The sequence below is a fragment of the Devosia sp. P1_H9 genome (assembly GCF_056405135.1).
This window is the reverse complement of record NZ_JBFUCQ010000002.1, coordinates 429,999-448,915: the sequence shown is the minus strand read 5'-3', so window position 1 is coordinate 448,915 and position 18,917 is coordinate 429,999. Positions and strand designations below refer to the sequence as shown.

Genomic DNA, 18,917 nt, shown 5'->3' with positions numbered 1-18,917 from the left:
TCAGTTCTCCACCGCCATCGAGGCGAGTAGCCGCTGCGCCTCGGGGTTGCCGAGCCCCGCGGCATCCTTGAGCAGCACCGTCGCCTGCTGGATCGAAGGCTCGATGCCGATGCCCATGGCATAGGCCTTGGCCAGTTCGACCATCGCCACGGCATCGCCTGCCTCGGCTGCGCGCTTCAGCCACGAACTGGCATCGCGCGCTTCGGCAACAGTCGTGCCGGTCGAGCGAAGATAGAGCGCCAGCTCGCGCATCGCCACCGCATCGCCCGACGCCGCCGCAGCAGCATAACGTGCCGACCAGTCGACCTCATCCATGACCGCGGTCTGGATCGCCGGCGGCGCCTTCAGCACCTTCTCGCGGATCTTGCCGAGGTCAGCCACCGGGGCATCGTCGATCATCCGCTTGAACATCGCCACTGCCTTGGTCGGCGCGAAGTCCTCGCTGTCCGGATCGGCATAGATCTTCACCAGCCGGCTCACTGCCGTGTCGTCGCCGAGCGCCACCGCCTGGTCGAACAGCTCGATCGCGGTCTTGGCCCGCTCCTCGCCGCCCATCGCCATGTAGCGGTCGGCGATCGCAGTGTGACGCCAGCCGTCCTCGCCGGCGAGTCGGAGGCTCACCTGCAGCCAGTGCTCGGTTTCGGCATCATCCGCCGTCGCGACGAACGCACCGGCCAGCTTGATGGTGTTCTCGAACGTGCAGTCGACAACGCTGGCCGCGCGATAGAGATAGTCGTGCCGCTGCGCCTCGTCGTTGGTGTTCGCAGCCGCAAAGATCAGCGCATCGGCATCGCCACGATCCTCGATCGCCTTGTGATACTGCTGGAGCAGTTGGGTGTCGCTGACGCCCTGCGCCTGCATGATCGGCAGCAGCCGCAGGATGGCGTCGCCCTGGCCCTGCTGGGCGGCCTCGGTCAGATAGCCGATTGCCTCCTTCTGCTTTTCCGCATCGTTGGGGAAATAGTCGAGCAGCACGGAGCCGAGATCGACCGCCGCCCGCGGCAGGCCATCGGCGCGCGCCTTCTTGAGCGCGGCGATTGTCTCCTCGATCACCGTCGGCGTTGGCGCCACGGTGAGCCGATGCCGCGCCAGCGCGTCGACAGTCGCCGGCACCGGGTCGATGCGCGACTGCCAGAACTCCAGCATCTCCGGCGAAGCGCCGTTGCGGCTCAGATAGTCGACGTAATAGGCGACGGAATTGGGCCGGCCATACAGCGCGTGCGTCTGCAGCTTGGCGAGCGCGATCGGATCGGCGGCAGGGTCGAGGGCACCGATTTCGTCGGAGTCCATGAACTCGGTCGAGTTACCCGCCGCGTCTTCCGTGCGCTGCCAGAAGCTGGCGAGGCGCATGTCGGCACCCTTCGGCGCGCGGCAGAGATAGGCCTGCCGCAGATCGGTCATCGGGTCGATCTTGCCGGCGTAGGTCACGGCGAACCCGAGCAACTCGGTTGCCCGTTCGAACACGCCGGGCTCGTCTCGGTGGCGCAGCAGGATAAATGCCAGTTCCTGCGCCGAATCCGCGTCTTCGAGCGTCACGCCCTTTTCGAGCAGAGCCTTTGCCTCGGCTTCACCGGCCCAACGCCCCTTTTCCTTGAGCACGAGCTTGGCAAGCTTGGAGAACGCCCAGCCCGGCGGCTGCGGCATGCTGACCAGCTGCGTCAGCGTCGCCTTGAAGTCCTGGCGCTTCTCGGGAATCGCCTCTTCCGTTTCCAGCAGCGTCGCCAGCCGGAACAGCGCGTTGCGGCTCCCGAGCTTTGCTGCCTCCCGGTAGTATTTCTCCGCCTCGTTCAAATCCAGCGGCAGCAGCGCGCCGGCCTCGTAGAACTTGCCGATCTCCACCTGCGCCGCCGGCACGCCGCGATCCGAGGCAAGGTTCAGGTATTTCAGCAGCGTGTCGTTGTTCTTGACGATCAGCTCGCTCTCGAGATGGAGCTGAGCCACCTTCCAGGCCGCACCGGCGTCGCCGAGATCGGCGGCCAGCCGCAGCCACTGCTCGGCGATATTGTGGTCCTGCTTGACCACCAGGCCCTTGGAGTATTCGCGCGCAATGCGGCCGATGCGGTCGCAGATCTCGGGGTCGAGCTTGCCGACCAGGGCGCCGAACGCCATGGTCACGGCGAGCTTCGGGTCGAGCTCCCAGCCCGGCACCTGCTGGCCCTCGATATTCATCGAGGCGAGGCGGAGCAGGGCGTCGGCATTGCCACCCATCGCGGCGCGCGTCAGGTAGCCGAGACCCTTGTCCTTGTCCTTCTTCACCACCAGCCCATCGAGATAGAGCGTCGAGAGCAGGTTGAGCGCCTTGGGCGCCAGGCTGTCGGCATTGGCTTCCAGCGCGGCGATAACACCGGTGTCGCGCAACTGCGGCACCTTGCCGGCCTTGAGGTAGAGGTTGATCCGGTCGATCGAGACGTCCGGCACCTTTGGTGCCGGCATCTTGCCGACGATCGCCAGCATCTTGTCGACCAACTCGAAATTGGCGATCGGGTTGAGGTCGCGCAGCCGCCGCGCGTCCTGCAGCACCAGATCCGGGTCGCCTTCGGGAACCGATACCCCGTCCCACGCCTGCCAGCGCGCGACCACGTCCGGGTCGGCCTTCTTGGCGATGCAGACCTCCTGCGCCGGAATCTCCGGCGGCAGGAATGTCACCTCGACAGGCGCGGCCAGAACGGGGCTCGCGAAGCTGACGCCGATGAGGAGGGCAGCGGCGGTGAGGCGTGAGACGGGTGTGGGCATATTTGCCTCCTGGTAGCGCCTTACTCGGCGCGGAAGAACGCGTTGTCGACGGCGGTGGCGGTGTAGCTGCCGTTCGAGCCGGTAAAGATGATTGAGACGCCGCCGCGGCGCTTGAGATCGAGCGCGGCCACGGTGGCCACCGACTTGCCGTCGGCCTGCACTTCGAAATCGAGCGTCAACGGCGCCTTGAGCGCCACCGACTTGGTGGTGTCGCCGGCCACGCCCTCGATTGCCTTGGTCTTGGCCGTGGGCACGAACAGGTCGACGCTGGCGAGGTCGGAGAGGTTGTAGAAATAGACCGTCGCCTTGCTCGGATCCGACGCCGGCTGGTCCTGCAGCACCAGCGGCTCACCCTCTACGCTCCAGGCGTAGGTGTAGTAGGCGCCCGGCGAAGTAGTCACCGAACCCGACACGTCGCCGGCCGAAACCGGAATGTCGCCCGGCTGTACGTTCACATAGGCCGAGAGGCCCTCGGTGATGTTGTCGACCGTGGTGCCGTTGACCACCGCCACAGCGGCGCCAGGCACCAGCACGCGCACGAACGCCGAGTTCGGATCGACCGGCGCATCGTAGAGCCCGTCGTCCTGGGCGAAAGCCGCTGGGGCGGCGCTGAGCAGCATCAGGCTCGCGATGGCGATGAGTTTGGGGTTTGAGCGCAGCATTGTTGGCTCTCCTTCCTAGGTGTTGCAGAGGGATATCGCCGCCGTCTTCTCCGAGAGGCGATCGAACTGGATCGAGACCTTCGAGAGCTCGAGGCTGTCGAGGGATTCGAGCGGGATAAAGAACCGGCCGGTGGCCCGGAACCGGTCGCCGCGGTGGACCTCGCGGGTGAACGTGCGGCCGTCGGTGCTCTCGAAGTTCAGCACCACGTCGCGGCTGCCATTGTCGCCGGCATCGGCCAGCAGCACCTGGTTCGGCGCGATCGGCGTGCCAGTCAGGTCGGCCTCGTAGAGGCCCTTGCTGCCATCGATCACGGGAGCGTTGCCGACCGGCTTGCAGTCGTTGCGCGCTGCCGCGATCAGCTCGGTGATCGAGCCGGTGCCGAACTGGGCGAGGTTGTTGTAGATCGGGTTTTCCCACACGAGGAACTTCGGCCGCTTGGCCTGGAACTCGCGCGAGGTGAGGTACGAGGTGACGGCGCCGAACTGGTTGCCGCCGGTGATCGCCATGTTGGCGACCGGCAGGCTCGAGTACTGCGCGAGGAAGCCCGAGAAGTTAGGCACCAGGGCGTCCGAGAAGCTGGTGCCGACCAGCGCGATCTCGTCATTGGTCGCGCCTTCCTCGGTGCCACCGCTATCGCCGAAGATATCCACGCTGGCGTCCGCACTGGCGACTTCAACCGTCTCGTAGGCGGTGCTGATCACCGGAGGCAGGCTCAACACGCAATAGGCCTGCAGTTCGCGGCGCATGCCCGAGACGGCGAGTTCGGCACCGGTCGCCTTGGTCTCGTAGGTCACCGGCGTCACATCGGCGTAGGCCGGCAGCTGCTTGATCAGCCCGCCGATCGTCTGCGCCGCCGTCTCGGCGCCCTTCGACGTCCAGTGGAAGTCCGACCGGAAGAAGGGCGGGTTTGTCCCGTCGGTGGTGCGCAGTGCCGACAGCAGGTCGACGGCGATCACGCCCTTGTCGTTGAGCCGCTTGACCTGGTCCTCGTAGACCGCCGTCGCGACGTCGAGGTTGAAGCCGAATAGGTCGGCCTCCGCGGGGAGGAAAGTCGGCAGCGTCACGCTCTTGGTGGGGATCGGGACGTAGAGCATAGTCGTCCCGTGCGCCTTCAGCGCCTCGGCGAGCTTGCCCATCTGCGTCGTCGTATCCTCGGTGAACGGGTGCTGCATGCGCAGGTCGGCGAAGATGCGGAAGAAGAACCCGTCCTTGCCTTCCACCGCCGCCAGGGTCGGATTGTCTTCGAGATGCTTGCAGCCATAGGCCGAAGTCGCGAGCGCCGGGCTAGCCGACAGCGTCGCGGCGAGTGCCGCGCCCACGAGCAGGGTCTTGTTCATTGTACTGTCTCCGTCGAGGCGGTGAGCTGAGGTTCGAGAGTGCGGAGCAGGTTCTCCGCCATGGTCCGGATGTTGAGGGTGTCCGACGCGGCGGCGATCTTCAGGTAGCCCTTGGCCTGTTCGATCTCGGCCGGCTCCGGGACGCCCGCGAGCAGCGCGAAGGCGAGATCGAGCGCCGCCTTGCTGTCGCCGCCCTCGGCGGAGGCAACCAGCAATTCGTCGGCCCGCGCGGCGTTCGGCCCGAACGGCTTGCCGGCGCGGTACATCGCGATCAGCCCGTCGCGGGCCACCGGATCACCTTTGGCGGTCAGCTTCTCGAGCAACTCCTGTGACTCGGCGAGGTTCTTCGGCTGGTCGTTGAGAACGCCGGCATTGAGCAACCGGATCAGCGGCCGCACCGCGGACGTGCGCCCACTCTCAGCCGCACGCCGGTAGTACCGAGCTGCCGCGTCGAGCGTCGCCGGGTCGTTGTCGGCCTCGATGCGCTTGGCCAGGTTCATCTGCGCCAGGTCGTCACCGGAATCCGCCAGTTGCTGCAGTTCCTTGAAGCTGACCTCCTTGCCGGCAATCATCCGGTTACGGATGAGCTTCAGCGGATCAACGGCCTTCGGCGTCTTGGCGTTCTTCTGCTTGATCGGACCACCGAAGATCGACGCCTTGAAGTCCAGCATCACGGGGCCGTTGTGCTCGGAGTCGCTGGCGAGCGACGGCATCACCCGCTGGAACGCCGCCGAGGGGCCGACAGTGCCGGCGAGTATCAGGGCGCCAAGTGCCAATGTTGAAACGAGGTGTCGGGTCATTTCTCCGCCTCCTCGTTCCAGAGCTTGGTCTGGCCGAGGTATCGCACCGGGAACTCCCAGATCACCACTTCGGGCGGCGCATCGCGCAGCGTTTCGCTCTTGAGGAACTCCCGCATGGGCGCCACCGGACCCTTGCCCTCTTCGGCGAGGTTCAGCACGTCCGAGCCGAGCGAGACCTTCAGGCTCTCGCCGAAGCTCCACTGCGGATTGGCGCTGTAGCTGGTGCCGGTCAGGACGAACGGAATGGAGGAGGGTCCGAAGATGTCGGTTGACGAGGCTGCAGGGGGCGCAGTGGCCTCGCGGGGCACGACAGTCTCCGGACCCAGACCGACGAGAGGTGCCAACCCGCCGGTAACGATGAATTTCGAGAGGTCGCCTTCGCGCGGCACTGGCGCTGCGTCGGCGATGGTGTAATCGGTGTCGCGCTTGCCCAGCGCCGTGCCCACCGCGTCCGCCACCACCTCGGCGCCAAGCGGCGTCCAGTGCGTGTCGGTGGTGAGGAACAACTGGCCCTTGGCCTTCGCTTCGAGCAGCGGCGCGCGCGTCTCGATGTTCTTGATCCCCGCTTTGTCGAGCACGGTGCGGAAGTCCTCGTACAGCCGCTCGAGATCACCCGGGATCGCCGCGTAGCTCACGTGCTCGCGGTAAATGTCGGCCTTGGCGGGCAGGGGCACCACCACCAGCTCGATACCCTTTGCCGCCAACTGATCGCGCACCGCCACGACGCCGGCCGCGGCTTCAGCCAGGTTCGGCGTCCGCTTCAGCGTCGCCTCGAACTCTTCCTTCGAGAACAACCAGCCATCGTCGCCGACCACCACGCCCGGACGCCCCTCGCGGAACGCCAGGTAGCGCGCAGCCCCCATCGCATCGATCGAGGGTAGCCGGTGCGGCATGATCTTCTTGTAGTAGGTGTCGATCTGGATGGCGGCTTCGCCGTTCAGATACTCGGCCGCCGACTTCGGCATCTCGGCGATGTCGCGACCGAGCCCGGTGACGAACTCGTAGTTGGCGACCACCGCATAGCCGAGGAACAGCACCGGCAGGGCGAAGGCGGGGGCGGCGGACGCGAGGCTCTTGGCGCTCAGAGTGATAGCGGGCATCGATGCCTCCTCAGAACTGGAAGTAGAGGAACGGGGAGTAGGTCTGCTCTGCGAGGCGCATCAGGCAGAAGATCGCCAGCGCGCTGAGGGCTCCGGCCTTCACGAGGCTGGTGGCCGCCGCCGTTGCCGTGCCGTCGGCGTTGACGGTGATCTGCGGCTCCCACAGGTGCCGCATCCGCGGCTCGGCAATGGTGATGGCGATTGCAATGGCGAGCATGGTCATCGCCTCGCGGCTGACCATCCAGGCCACTTCCGGCCGGATGCCGATACCGTTGAAGCCGAACATGCCGGCATACATCTGGAAGGCCTGGCCGACATCGGGAGCGCGGAACATCACCCAGCCGAGCACCACGGCAACGAAGCAGAGCGGCAGGCTCCACCAGTAATTCTGTGCGGTCTTGTCGTAGCCGGTGAGACGCTCGATCACGAGGATGCCGCCGTGCCAGACGCCCCACAGGATGAAGGTGAAGGCAGCGCCGTGCCACAACCCGCCCAGCAGCATCACCAGGAACAGGTTCACATAGGTACGAACGGTGCCCTTACGATTGCCGCCCAGCGAGATGTAGAGGTAGGTGCGCAGCCACGTGCTGAGCGAGATATGCCAGCGCCGCCAGAACTCGGTGATCGAGCGGCTGATGTAAGGCATGTTGAAGTTCTCGGCGAAGCGGAAGCCGATCATCAACGCCAGCCCGATCGCCATCGCCGAGTAGCCGGCAAAGTCGAAATAAAGCTGCATAGAATAGGCGAGAGCGCCCAGCCAGGACTCGGCCATCGTGGGGTTCGGGGCCGAGAACATGGCGTCGGCCAGCGGCGCCACCGGATCGGCGATCAGCACCTTCATCGAAAGTCCGATCAGGAACCGCTGCCAGCCGGCGTTGAACAGTTCCCAGCTGTGCTCACGGTGCTCGAACTGCGGCGCGAGATCCTTGTAGCGCAGGATCGGACCGGCCACGAGCTGCGGGAACAGCGCGAGGAACGCCGCGAAATCGATGATGTTGCGCGAGACCTTGGCGTCGCCCCGATAGACGTCGACCAGGTAGCTGATCGAGTGGAAGACGTAGAACGAGATGCCGATCGGCAGCAGCAACTGCCAGTGGATCCCGAGCGCGTCCGGGGTGGTGCCCCACAGCTCGGCAAAGCTGTCGACGAAGAAGTTCAGGTACTTGAACACCCCGAGCACCAGCAGGTGCCCGGTGACCCCGACGGCAACGAACAGCTTGGCGCGCGGCGTGCCCTGGTACTTCTCCACCAGCAATGAGAACACATAAGCCCACAGCGTGTTGGCGCACAGCAGCACCAGGAAGTCGAAGCGCCACCAGCCATAGAACAGGTAGGATTCGATCAGCAGCGTGATGTTCCGGTACTTGACCGGCGTCAGGTAATACGCCGCGAGGAAGATCGGCAGGAACAGGAACAGGAACGTCTCTGACGAGAAGACCATCAGGCATCTCCCTCGAAGGTACAGCTGGTGGGGCGCAGGGCGCCGGTTGGGGTAAGCTTGGCGCCGGCCTTGAGCTGCAGGCCGTCGATGATCGTCGGCGTGCTGTCGGTCGCGCTGAGGTTGAAGAAGCGGTCGGTGAACTGCACCAGCTCGCCATCGAGCAGGCGCGGGGCCTGTCCGGTGAAATCGTTCATCGCGAAGGCCAGCCGCGCCGTGGTCGAGCCCTTGATGCCGACGCGGTTGCCGTCGAGCTGGTTCGAGGCGATCTCGATCACCCCGTAGTCGGGCTGATGCGTCACGCTGATCCCGGCATTGCCGTTGTCGATCAGCCGGTTGGCGCTGACCTTGAGACCGGCGCTGTCGCGCACCGCGAGGCCCGATTGAGCGTTCTGCAGCAACAGGTTGCCGGCAACATCGATGCAGTCGGCCGAGGCCACGGAGACACCGGAGCGCTTGCTGCCGGCGATCAGGTTGCCCTCGATCGTGAGGTTGGCGGCGCCCGCATCGGCAAAGATGCCGTTGAGCCCTGCGTCGATGACGATGTTGCCCGAGAGCTCAACCGTGTTCGCCCCGCCGGTGACCTTGATCCCGTGCGCTGCCGATCCGGCGAGCACCACGTTGCCGCGCGCCGCGATATCCTTGCCGCCGCTCAGCAGCAGCGCCGGGCCGCTCGAAGCGCCGAAGACGTTGCCGTCGACGATCGCTTCGTCCGCATCGACCAGCGCCAGCGAGCCGACACCGTCGAACCGGCTGTCGCGTACGATGGACGGCGACGGCTTGGCGTAGAACCCACCCTCGAGAATGGTCACCCCGGTCAGCGGTGGGAACAGCCCGTAGCCGAGATCGGCAAACGTCATCCGCTCCAGCCGTGCGCTGCCCGAGAGGGCAACCACGACGAACGGGTTGAAATCCTTGAGGCGCGGGTTGGGCTCGCCAGTGCTGGCGATCCCCGCGGCATCACCGATCAAGTTGCCTGAGGCAAGGAGGAAAGCGCCGGTGGAGCGGTCGAGCAGCAGCGTCTCGCCTGGCTGCAGCGACAGCGTTGCGCCGTTCCACACCGCGATCGGCAGATGCGCGACATAACCGGCATCGGTCTTGTCGATGAGCCCAGTGAGCTTGGCCGCGGTAACCGCCTCATAGAGCTGTGCAAGGCTGGTGACGCCAGCCTCGACCAGCAGCACTTCAGGCTTCGCCTGCGCCTGGCGCAGCGCCACGTGGTAGTTGGCACCGGCCTGCAGGGCCAGCTGGCTCAGCACCAGGTCGATCGATACGACGCTGACCTTCACCCCGCCGAGCGCCAGCTCCTCGGCCGGCTTCGTCTCGGCAGCCGTGTAGCTGAAACCGAGAGGCGCGGCCGCCGACTGGAGGTCGGAGGCCGGACGGCCGGCCTCGACCATCGCCGCAAGTGCGGCGACGGTCTTTTCATAGGCGAGGGTCCGCGCGTAGTCAGCCCCCGAGGCGGCCCAAGGGAGCGAGCATGCCGCGGCGGCAAGACCTGCGCAGACCCACGCCTTACGCATGTTCGCGGCTCCCATCGGCCACCGCTGCAAGTTCGAGCAGCGGGGTAAGGTGCGTCAGGGGACCGTCCACATGGCAGGCGACCTCGATGACCTGCATCGGGCCTGTGCCGTCATTGATCACTTCGGCGGTCTGCTCAGGGCCGATCTCGAAGGTCGCGCCAGCGCGGATCTCGCGGCGGCGGCTGCCCATGTGCAGCATCCCGCCACCCGAGGCGACGACCATCAGCCGCCGGAACTCCGAGCCGCTCTCCACCGGTAGCGTCGAGCCGGGGTTCACGGTGAGGTGCCGGAGCATGTAGCCGGCACCGGAAGCGAGCTTGCCCTGCTTGCCCCAGTCGGTGGCGCCGAATGAGTGATCCTCGGCTTCGCGGCGGTTCTGCGCCTTGAGCTGCTCGACGATCTTCTTGACGTCCTGCGACTGATCGCGGGTCGTCACCAGCAGCGCATCGTGCGTATCGACGACGACGAGATTGTCGACGCCGACCACCGCGACCAGGCGATCCGACCCACGCACATAGCTGTCGCGGGAGTTGACCATCATCACGTCGCCGCTGACGACATTGTTGTCGTCCGACTTCTTGCCGATGGTGTGGAACGCAGCCCAGGCGCCCACGTCGTCCCATTCGACATCGGCCGGAGCCAAGGCCACGGTCTTCGATTTCTCGAATACCGCGCGTTCGGTGGGAAGGCTCTCGGCCGAGCCGAAGCTCGCTTCCTCGAGCACCAGGGCGCCGTCTTCGTTCACCGCATTGGCGAGCGAAGCGCTGACCGCACCGAAGGTCACCGGATCGAACCGGCGATACTCTTCGATCACCGTGTCGGCCCGCATCAGCGAGATGCCCGAGGCCCAGTAGGCGAGCCCGGTCTCGATCAGCGACTGCGCCGTCTGCGCATTCGGCTTCTCGATAAACTTCTCGGCCCGATGCACGCCGCGGTAGTTGGAGAACTCGCCGCCATCGATGATGTAGCCGTAGCCTGTTTCGTTGTAGCGCGGCTTGATGCCGAAGGTGACGATCAGTCCGTCCGAGGCGGCCTTATGCGACTCCCGGATGCGGGAGTTGAGGTCGCCGTCGATCACGTGGTCCGACGGGCAGATCAGCATCACCGCGTCGGGATCGGTGCGGGCGATCAGCAGCGCCGCTGAGAGCACTGCCGGCCCGGTATTGCGCGCCACCGGCTCGGCGATGATCCGCGCATTGCGCTGCACATCGCGAAGCTGGCGACGGACAGTGCCCAGGTGCCCGACGGCGACCGACACCACGGGATCGTGGAACAGTTCGCCCCGGTGCCGCTGCACGGTGGTCTGGAAGAAGGTGATCGAGCCCTCATGGTCGATCGGCTGGAACTGCTTCGGCTGCTGGCTGCGGGACAACGGCCAAAGCCGCGTGCCCACGCCCCCGCAAAGAATGACTGGATGGATGGCGTTCATTTTTAGTGGCCCTCGTTCGCCGGTCCGTTGAAGGAGAAGAACCGCCCCACCGCCGCCAGCGGGTCGGATTTGATCAGCACGTCGACCGGCGACCCCACGGTGCTCTGGTCGAGCGCAGTGGCCGGCACGAGCGTGACCGGGATGGCCGTGCCGTCAGTGGCACTCCTCAGCAGTCCCGGCAGTTCCTTGGCGTCGAGCGTCGCGGTGGTGACGACACCGTTCGGCATGTGCACTTCGGCATGCGCGCCGGAGGCGAGGGCCCTGAGGCCGTTGCCGTCGACCTTCGACGAGATCACCACCGGCGCGTCCTTGGGAGCGACGGTCATCACCGTGTCGCCAGCCAGCACCGTGGCGCCGCCCTGGGCCGAGCCCGGCGCGACCACGCAGTCGCACGGCATCGACACCGCGAGCACTTCACCCGACGTGGTGCGGATGGCGAAAGCGATATCGCCCTTCACCGCCGCCGGATTGACGAAATCGAGCTGGCCCGGGCTGATGGCGCGGAGGTCCATGCCATCGAGCGTGATGGTCGAAAGCCCGGTCACCGGCAGCACGAACAGCCGCTCGTAGAGCTTCACGCCGACGAACCCGACCAGCAGCAGGCCGAGGCCGACGAAGGCGCCCCAGCGCAGCCCGGTCATCACGCCCTGGGCCGCCGATGGCTTGAGCCTTGGCGCCTCGGTGCGAATGGTCTCGACCTTTTCGCCGGTCCGGATCATCCCGTCGACGCCGACCAGATCTCCGCCGACGAACGAGTTGAGGATGTAGCGGAGCTGCGGCAGATGCGGGCCAGTCGGCTCGAGGAACCGCAGCGTCACCGTGCCAGCCTCCGGAGAACCGGCGCCGATGGCGGCGTCGACCGGCAGGCTGATCGCGTAGCCGGGGAAGTTGAAGACCAGCGTCACCAGCTGCACGCGGCCGTGGAGCTGCGGGTCGATCAACCCGGTGGCTTCCGCCCCGACGATCGACAGGCCCTGGCCTGCGAACGAGCGACCATTGATGACCACGTTGAATGGCATCCGGATAACCGGGTGTTCGCTATGGCCGGCGAAATCCGGTGAGGGCGCGCTTCTGCTTGCCGCGACTGTTGGTTTGTCGATTTCTGCATGCGCTTCGGTCATTGGTTTGAGCCCTCAGTTGGCATGGATAGGGAAGGGGCTGAGGAGCCCCGTGACGAAGATCACCCCGGCCACGAGCAGGCCCAGGGCGAGCACGTGCATGTAGCTGGAGGTAATGGAGCGAACCCGGCCGGCGCCGCCGCCAAGCCCGCCGGTGCCCGTGGCCGACTGGCGGGTCCAGCGCTGGCGATCGAGGCGGAACATGACCGAGGTCTTGATCGCCGCGCCGAACAGCTGGCCGAAGTAGAGCAGGAACGGGTAGGTGATCGGGAACGGCCCGCCGAAGCTGGCAAGCAGCCAGCAGTAGGCGTAGCGGGTCGCCATCACCCAGGCGATGTAGGCCACCGCGATCAGCGGATCGACGAAGATCGAGAACAGGATGATGCCGACCGGTGCCGTCAGCGTCGTCCACATCGAGACGCGCTGGTCGAGGATCGACCACCAGGCGAACGGCCCAATCTTGGCGGGCGACAGCGCCAGGGCGCGGCCGTTGGTGCGCAGCATGTTGCCGAACCAGCGGCGCATCAGGGTGACGGCGCTCTCGACGAAGCCGGGCTTGGGCTGGGTCTCCATCGAGACGCAGGAGACGTCCGGCAGATAGGCCATCTCGTAGCCGCTCTTCAGTAGCCAGAACCAGGTCGACTTGTCGTCCCCGGTAAGGAACTTCACCCGGCCCAGGCGCCAGTGGTCGATATAGTCCTGCTCGACCGAGGCGATGAATTCAGGGTTGGTCGCGAGGTCGGCGCGGAACACCGACATGCGGCCGGTGAGGGTGAGGACGCGGCCGCCCAGGGCCACTGCCGACATCATCATCTGGCGCTGGGTGAAGCGCAGCTTGAACCAGTCGCGGAAGAGGGGAGCGTCGTCGATCTCGGCGCGTTCATGTGTGGTCAGCGCGCCGACCTTGCCGTTGGCGAAAAACGGCGCCGAGCGTTCAACGATGTCGGACGGAATTTGCGTGTCGCCGTCGATCAGCAGCACGACGTCGTCGGCGCTGGGGTAACGGCGGGCGATGGAGCGGAGCGAGGTGGCGAGCGCGTCGCGTTTGCCGGTGCCATCGATGCGATCGATCACCACTTCGACGGTGTCGATGCCTTGCAGCACCTGTGCTGCGACGGCCCGGATCAGCCGCTCATCGGCCACGTCCACCACCGAGGCCACCACTGTCGAGCCGCCCGGCGAGCGGCGAGCCGCCTGGAAGATCGATCGATAGACCCGCGCGGTGATCGCGGAGTCGATCTTGTAGCTGGTGGCGAGGAAGAACGCGTGTGCGGGGCGCTTGGTGGCATAGAGGGCCTCGGCGGCGGCGCGCCGCCGAGGATAGAAGATGCGGATATAGAGATGCGCGCGGGCGAAGTTCACGAACGCCCAGCTGTAACGCCAGAGCCCGATCACCCCGAGGGTGAGGAACACCCCGGCGCCGCCCGAAAAGGCGGACGCCGGTACGGTGCTGGCGATTGCCGCAGCCAAGAGAATGTAGAGACCGTGCGCGATGAAGTTCATGGCTTACCAGCAGATGCCTTCGTACGTGCCGTTGGAGCGGAGCGAGGCGTTGATGCGCGTCAGGTCCACCAGCGAGCGATACTCGGAGACGGCGTTGAGCGGCGCGATCGCCTCCTCGTAGCGATTGCCCACGAGGATCACGTCGGCGCCGGCGATCAGGTCTTCGATCTTGCCGACGAGGCGGGACGGCAGGTCCGGCACCACATCGTTGCCGCGGCCCATGGCGCTGACGCCGCCGGCAACCGCTTGCGACACGTACGGGTCGTAGACCTTGAGCTCCATGCCCTTCGAGATCAGCCGGCTCGCGAGCTCCGCCAGCGGGCTCTCACGCAGGTCGTCAGTGCCCGGCTTGAACGCGATACCGACCAGCCCGACCGACTTGGCGCCGGAATTGTGGACCATCTTCTCCGCCCGATCGATCTGTGCGGCATTGGCCAGCAGCACCGAGTCGAGGAGCGGGGAGGGGACGCCCTTCTTGGCCGCGAGATGCTGCAGGGCGCGCACGTCCTTGGGCAGGCACGAGCCGCCGAAGGCGAAGCCCGGCTTCATGAAGTAGGGCGAGATGTTCACCTTGGTGTCGGCACAGATGAGCTTCATCACCTGCTGGCCGTCGACACCCGAGGCCTTGGCGATGTTGCCGATCTCGTTGGCGAAGGTCACCTTCACGGCGCGCCAGGAGTTCGAAGCGTACTTCACCGCTTCGGCCGTCTTCAGCGTCACCACGTGCGACGGCACCGGCATCTGGGCGTTGATGTCCTTGAGGATCGCCTCGGTGCGCGGCTCAAGCGCGCCGAACACGATCAGACCCGGATCGTAGTAGTCGGCGATCGCAGTGCTCTCGCGTAGGAATTCCGGGTAGTAGCCGACGCCGAAATCCTGGCCGGCGATCATGTTGGAGGCTTCTTCGAGCACCGGGATGCAGGTCTCGTCCATCGTGCCCGGCACGATCGTCGAGCGGATGATCACCGAGTGGAAGCTCTGCTTGTGCTTGATCGCCTGGCCGATGTCGGCGCAGACGCCCTTCACGTATTTGAGCCCGACAGCACCGGTGTCGTCGCTCGGCGTGCCGACGCAGACGAAGCTCGCATCGGTATCGAGCACCGCCTGCTGGCCGTCGGTGGTGGCGCGCAGCCGCCCCGAGGCAACAGCGCGGGCGATGATTTCATCGAGCCCGTTCTCGACGATCGGCGACAGCCCCGAGTTAACGGCGCTTACCTTTGCTGGGTCGAGGTCGACCGCGATGACCTCATGACCATCGTCCGCGAGGCACGCTGCGGAAACGACTCCAACATATCCGATTCCAAAGACGCTAATTCTGGCCACGACAGTCCTCTTTCAGAAGTGTGAGCAATATTGTTCTCGCCCAACGGGCGAGTTGTTGTGTAGCTACCGAGTACAGAACGCCGAGCTATGTGCTCGTTGGCCCCGTTACGCTAAGTGACATCACACGTACTCTCCACCGCTGGAGTGATCGCTTCTGACGCTTAGTATTGGCATTCTTGCCGGTGGTTGGCCGTTGTTCGCCATCCGATGTGTGAAAGCCTGTTCGCTGGTCCGGAATCTGAGAAGCAATGGGGACTCATACGAGCCATGCGATTGGCGCATGACGTACGGTCGTCATGGGATTGCAACTTTTGGCCTAGGACTGCGCAAAACCGTACGCAGCCTGCGGCATCCCGCCTTATGGCTGCCGATCCGATCCGTGCCCGAAGCATGTTCGGATTACGGCAAAACCGTGCCTCCCTCTCGGGCTCACGGTCGCGTGATGCTTTTTTGGGCAGTTTTTGCCCACGCGGCGGCGGATGACGACCAGGTGACAACGCTGCCAAATCGCCCTCGGAACCGAACGACCTTGTCGCTGCAGCCCGCCGAAACCCAAGCAAAACAAGGGTCGTAGCGAATTTGTTCGAGGCTTTATCTAATCGTCGTCTGATTTCCGCGAGGATTCGTTAGGTGTTTGTGCGCACCTCGCACCCCTGTACGGGAGCCGCGCCACTGGCCGCGCTTTTGCCGTCGTTGAGCGAAAGGATTCGCATGGGCCGAGTCGAAGGTGCCAACTCTTCGCCTCGAATGCACGGCCGTGAGAACGCCGTGCGATAGGGTGTTAAATGCGGGTCGTAATAATTGACATCAACCGGAAGCAGCCGGCCACTGGTCCTCGTCGTCGAGGACGAACCCATGATCATGCTGGGGGCAGTGCAATTGTTCGAGGCGGCGGGGTTCGAAGCCCTCGTCGCCTTCAGCTCCGACGAAGCAGTAGCGCACCTCGAGGGGCGCTCGGGGATCGTCGTGGCATTCATAGAGTATGACGTGCCGGGGACGCTCGACGGGGCAGGGCTCGCCGAGACCATTCGCAACCGCTGGCCGACGCTGGAGATCATCGTCGTGTCGCGGCCGCGGCCCGGCGAGACCCCTGATCTGCCCCTCGGCGCGCGCTACTTCGAAAAGCCTTACACGCACGCCGAGATAGAACGCGCGCTCGATCAGTTGGGCCTCACCGGCACTGTACCCCGGGCGAGGACCAATCTGCCGCCGCGCGGCTGACAACGATCCCGTAACGGCGGCATCCCGCACAGGACTTGTGCCGCGCCGCCGTTACGGACAACACTTGCCAACCAGCATCTCGCCATGAGGGGTGGCTAATGCACCGAGCGCATCTAGCGGCAGCGACGCTCGCTCTTCTCGCTTCAACCTCGGTCGGCCACGCCGGCACGCTCGACGACGTCCGCGCCCGCGACAAGCTGGTCTGCGGCGTCAGCGAAGGCCTTGGCGGGTTCTCCGAACAGGATGGGGCAGGGGTCTGGCAGGGTTTTGACGTCGACTTCTGCCGCGCCGTCGCCGCTGCGGTGCTGGGAGATACCGAGAAGGTCGACTACGTGCCGCTCTCGGCAGAAGCGCGTTTTGCCGCTCTCACCGACGGCAAGATCGACCTGCTGTCACGCAACAGCACCTGGACCATGTCGCGCGACCTCGATCTCGGCCTCGATTTCCCCGGCACCAGCTATTTCGACGGCCAGGGCTTCCTGATCCCCGCTCTCTTCGGCGCCATCAGCCCGCTCGAACTCGACGGCGCGACCATCTGTGTCGTCAGCGGCACCACCACCGAGGCCAACGCCGCCGCCTATTTCGAGAAGGCCGGCCTCACCGTCTCCTTCCTGAGCTTTGCTGAACGCCCCCAAGCCCGCGCCGCCTACGCCACCGCCAAGTGCGACGCCTACACCGCCGACCGCTCCGCCCTCGCAGCCGAGCGCGCCGAGCTGCCGGTGCCCGAGGACCACGTCATCCTCAAGGACGTCATTTCCAAGGAGCCGCTCGGCCCTGTCGTCCGCGACAGTGATCCGCAATGGACCAGCCTGATCCGCTGGACCCTGTTCGCGCTGATCGACGCTGAGGAGCAGGGCCTTGGCGCTGCTGCAATGGCCGCCGCCGGCGCGGACGAGGCCAAACTGATGGGTGCCCCGGCGGTGAAGGCACTCGGCCTCTCCGACGACTGGCTGGTCAGGGTGCTGGCCGGCGTTGGCAACTACGCCGAGATATTCGATCGCAACCTCGGCGAAGACACGCCCATGCAACTGAGCCGCGGCGTCAACGCCCTCTGGACCCAAGGCGGGATCCTCTATGCACCGCCCATGCCGTGACCTGTTCCGCAACTTGCTTGTTGCGCTTCTGGCGCTGTTCTTCGCCGCCCCGGCCATCGCGCAGGATCGCGTCGACCTCTCGCCCCGCGACCTCGCGGTGGTCCGCATCAACATCATCGACCTGCTCGCCAATGAGCCGCGCCTGCCGCTCCCCATCAAGCAGCGCCGCGATGTGCTCCGCACCTACTATGAAGAGCAGAGCGGCGATCTGCTGTGGCTCAACAGCGCGCGCGCCGGCGCAATGGTCTCGCGCCTCGTCAACGCCACCGACGACGGCCTCAACCCCGACGACTATCCCGGCCAGCAACTCGCCAGCCTGATGACCGCCGCAGGCGAGACCGACAAGCGCAGCCTCGCCATCATCGAGCTCTACTTTTCCGCCGCCTTCCTCGAGTATGCCTCCGACCTGAAGGTCGGCCGGTTCCTCCCCAACAAGATCGACCCCAACTTCTTCCTCACCCCGCGCACCATCGACGAAGCCGCGGCGCTCGCCGGCGTCGCCAAGGTCGCCGACGTCGAGACCGTGCTCCACGCCTGGGAGCCGCAGAACGCCGAGTATCAGGCGCTCCGCAAGGCACTCGATGACTACCACGCGCTCGCCGTGCTCGGCGGCTGGGGCACCGTGCCGCTCGGCGACACGTTGAAGCCGGGGATGACCGATCCGCGCATCCCGGCGCTCCGCGCCCGCCTCGCCGTCACCGACGGCGCCGGCGTGACGGCGCCCGGCGAGCCGGAGTTCTACGACGACACGCTGGTCGAGGCGGTGAAGCATTTCCAGGCGCGCCACGGCCTCGATGTCGATGGCGTCGTCGGCCCTGCCTCCCTCGTCGCCATGAACGTGCCGATCGAGGACCGCATCGAGTCGATCGATTTCGCCATGGAGCGCTGGCGCTGGATGCCGGACGATCTCGGCAGCCAGTACATCATCGTCAACATCGCCGGCTTCGAACTCCGCCGCATCCGCGACGGCGAGATCAAGGAGAAGATGGCCGTGGTGGTCGGCAAGCCCTACAGCCGCACCCCCGTGTTCAGTGACGCCATCCGCTACCTGGAGTTCAACCCGTACTGGAACGTTCCGGCCGGGCTCGCTGCCAAGGAAGAGCTGCCCAAGTTGCAGAGCAACCCCGCCGCCGTTGCCGCTGCCGGCTTTGAGGCGGTGCGCGGCAAGGATGTCTACGATGTCCGCCAGGTCGATTGGGCCCAGGTCACACCCAGCCGCTTCCCGTTCCAGCTGCGCCAGAAGCCGGGCACCAACAATGCGCTGGGCCGCGTCAAGTTCATGTTCCCCAACGCCCACGATGTCTACCTGCACGACACGCCGTCACGCAGCCTCTTCGGCCGCGCCGAGCGCGCCTTCAGCCACGGCTGCATCCGCCTGTCCCGTCCGCTGGAATTGGCCGATCAGGTCCTCGCCGCTGGTGGTGTCGACGGCTGGTCCAACGACCGGATCGACTCGGTCGTCGCCTCGCTGAAGAATACCGTGGTGAACCTGAAGACGCCGCTCCCGGTCCACATCACCTACCTCACTGCCTGGGTCGAGGCCGACGGCGTCCACTTCAGCTCCGACATCTACGGCCACGACGAAAAGCTGCTGGCGGCGCTGGACGGCAAGTCGCTGGCCTGGTGAGGCACGCT

General features: G+C 65.8%; 14 protein-coding genes. 3 read left to right on the top strand and 11 right to left on the bottom strand.

Annotated elements, in window-relative coordinates; genetic code table 11:
• From AC1DYL_RS05410 to AC1DYL_RS05360, 11 genes are all read right to left on the bottom strand, one after another.
• Nucleotides 1-2,733, bottom strand: a complete 2,733-nt coding sequence (locus AC1DYL_RS05410) for a tetratricopeptide repeat protein (RefSeq protein ID WP_477172329.1) — start codon at nt 2,731-2,733, stop codon at nt 1-3.
• 20 nt (nt 2,734-2,753) lie between these two features.
• Entirely contained in the window at nt 2,754-3,395 is a 642-nt protein-coding gene (locus AC1DYL_RS05405) for an alginate O-acetyltransferase AlgF (RefSeq protein ID WP_477172328.1), read from the bottom strand.
• Nucleotides 3,396-3,410: 15 nt separating this feature from the next.
• A complete protein-coding gene (locus AC1DYL_RS05400; protein ID WP_477172327.1) occupies nt 3,411-4,733 on the bottom strand; it encodes an alginate O-acetyltransferase AlgX-related protein in 1,323 nt (440 codons plus the stop codon).
• Nucleotides 4,730-5,533: an SEL1-like repeat protein gene (locus tag AC1DYL_RS05395; RefSeq protein WP_477172326.1), complete on the bottom strand. Its 804-nt coding sequence runs from the start codon at nt 5,531-5,533 to the stop codon at nt 4,730-4,732. The genes AC1DYL_RS05400 and AC1DYL_RS05395 overlap by 4 nt, the downstream gene beginning before the upstream one ends.
• On the bottom strand, nt 5,530-6,633 hold the full coding sequence (locus AC1DYL_RS05390; RefSeq protein ID WP_477172325.1) for an alginate O-acetyltransferase AlgX-related protein: 1,104 nt from the start codon (nt 6,631-6,633) through the stop codon (nt 5,530-5,532). Before AC1DYL_RS05390 ends, AC1DYL_RS05395 begins: the two co-directional genes overlap by 4 nt.
• A 10-nt stretch (nt 6,634-6,643) precedes the next feature.
• Complete coding sequence (locus AC1DYL_RS05385) at nt 6,644-8,074, bottom strand: MBOAT family O-acyltransferase (protein WP_477172324.1); 1,431 nt, start codon at nt 8,072-8,074, stop codon at nt 6,644-6,646.
• Nucleotides 8,074-9,594, bottom strand: a complete 1,521-nt coding sequence (locus AC1DYL_RS05380) for a right-handed parallel beta-helix repeat-containing protein (protein ID WP_477172323.1) — start codon at nt 9,592-9,594, stop codon at nt 8,074-8,076. The genes AC1DYL_RS05385 and AC1DYL_RS05380 overlap by 1 nt, the downstream gene beginning before the upstream one ends.
• Nucleotides 9,587-11,023: a mannose-1-phosphate guanylyltransferase/mannose-6-phosphate isomerase gene (locus tag AC1DYL_RS05375; RefSeq protein WP_477151074.1), complete on the bottom strand. Its 1,437-nt coding sequence runs from the start codon at nt 11,021-11,023 to the stop codon at nt 9,587-9,589. Before AC1DYL_RS05375 ends, AC1DYL_RS05380 begins: the two co-directional genes overlap by 8 nt.
• Nucleotides 11,024-11,025: 2 nt before the next feature.
• Nucleotides 11,026-12,042, bottom strand: a complete 1,017-nt coding sequence (locus AC1DYL_RS05370; RefSeq protein ID WP_477151073.1) for a hypothetical protein — start codon at nt 12,040-12,042, stop codon at nt 11,026-11,028.
• 114 nt (nt 12,043-12,156) lie between these two features.
• A complete protein-coding gene (locus AC1DYL_RS05365) occupies nt 12,157-13,644 on the bottom strand; it encodes a glycosyltransferase (RefSeq protein WP_477172322.1) in 1,488 nt (495 codons plus the stop codon).
• A 3-nt stretch (nt 13,645-13,647) separates the two neighbouring features.
• Nucleotides 13,648-14,967, bottom strand: a complete 1,320-nt coding sequence (locus AC1DYL_RS05360; protein WP_477172321.1) for a nucleotide sugar dehydrogenase — start codon at nt 14,965-14,967, stop codon at nt 13,648-13,650.
• Nucleotides 14,968-15,768: 801 nt separating this feature from the next.
• Here AC1DYL_RS05360 and AC1DYL_RS05355 point away from each other — a divergent pair.
• From AC1DYL_RS05355 to AC1DYL_RS05345, 3 genes are all read left to right on the top strand, one after another.
• Complete coding sequence (locus tag AC1DYL_RS05355; protein ID WP_477151070.1) at nt 15,769-16,188, top strand: response regulator; 420 nt, start codon at nt 15,769-15,771, stop codon at nt 16,186-16,188.
• Nucleotides 16,189-16,286: 98 nt separating this feature from the next.
• Entirely contained in the window at nt 16,287-17,282 is a 996-nt protein-coding gene (locus AC1DYL_RS05350; RefSeq protein WP_477172320.1) for an amino acid ABC transporter substrate-binding protein, read from the top strand.
• Nucleotides 17,263-18,909 (top strand): L,D-transpeptidase family protein, encoded by a 1,647-nt coding sequence (locus AC1DYL_RS05345; protein WP_477172319.1) that lies wholly within the window; start codon nt 17,263-17,265, stop codon nt 18,907-18,909. The genes AC1DYL_RS05350 and AC1DYL_RS05345 overlap by 20 nt, the downstream gene beginning before the upstream one ends.
• The last annotated feature ends 8 nt before the right edge of the window (nt 18,910-18,917 follow it).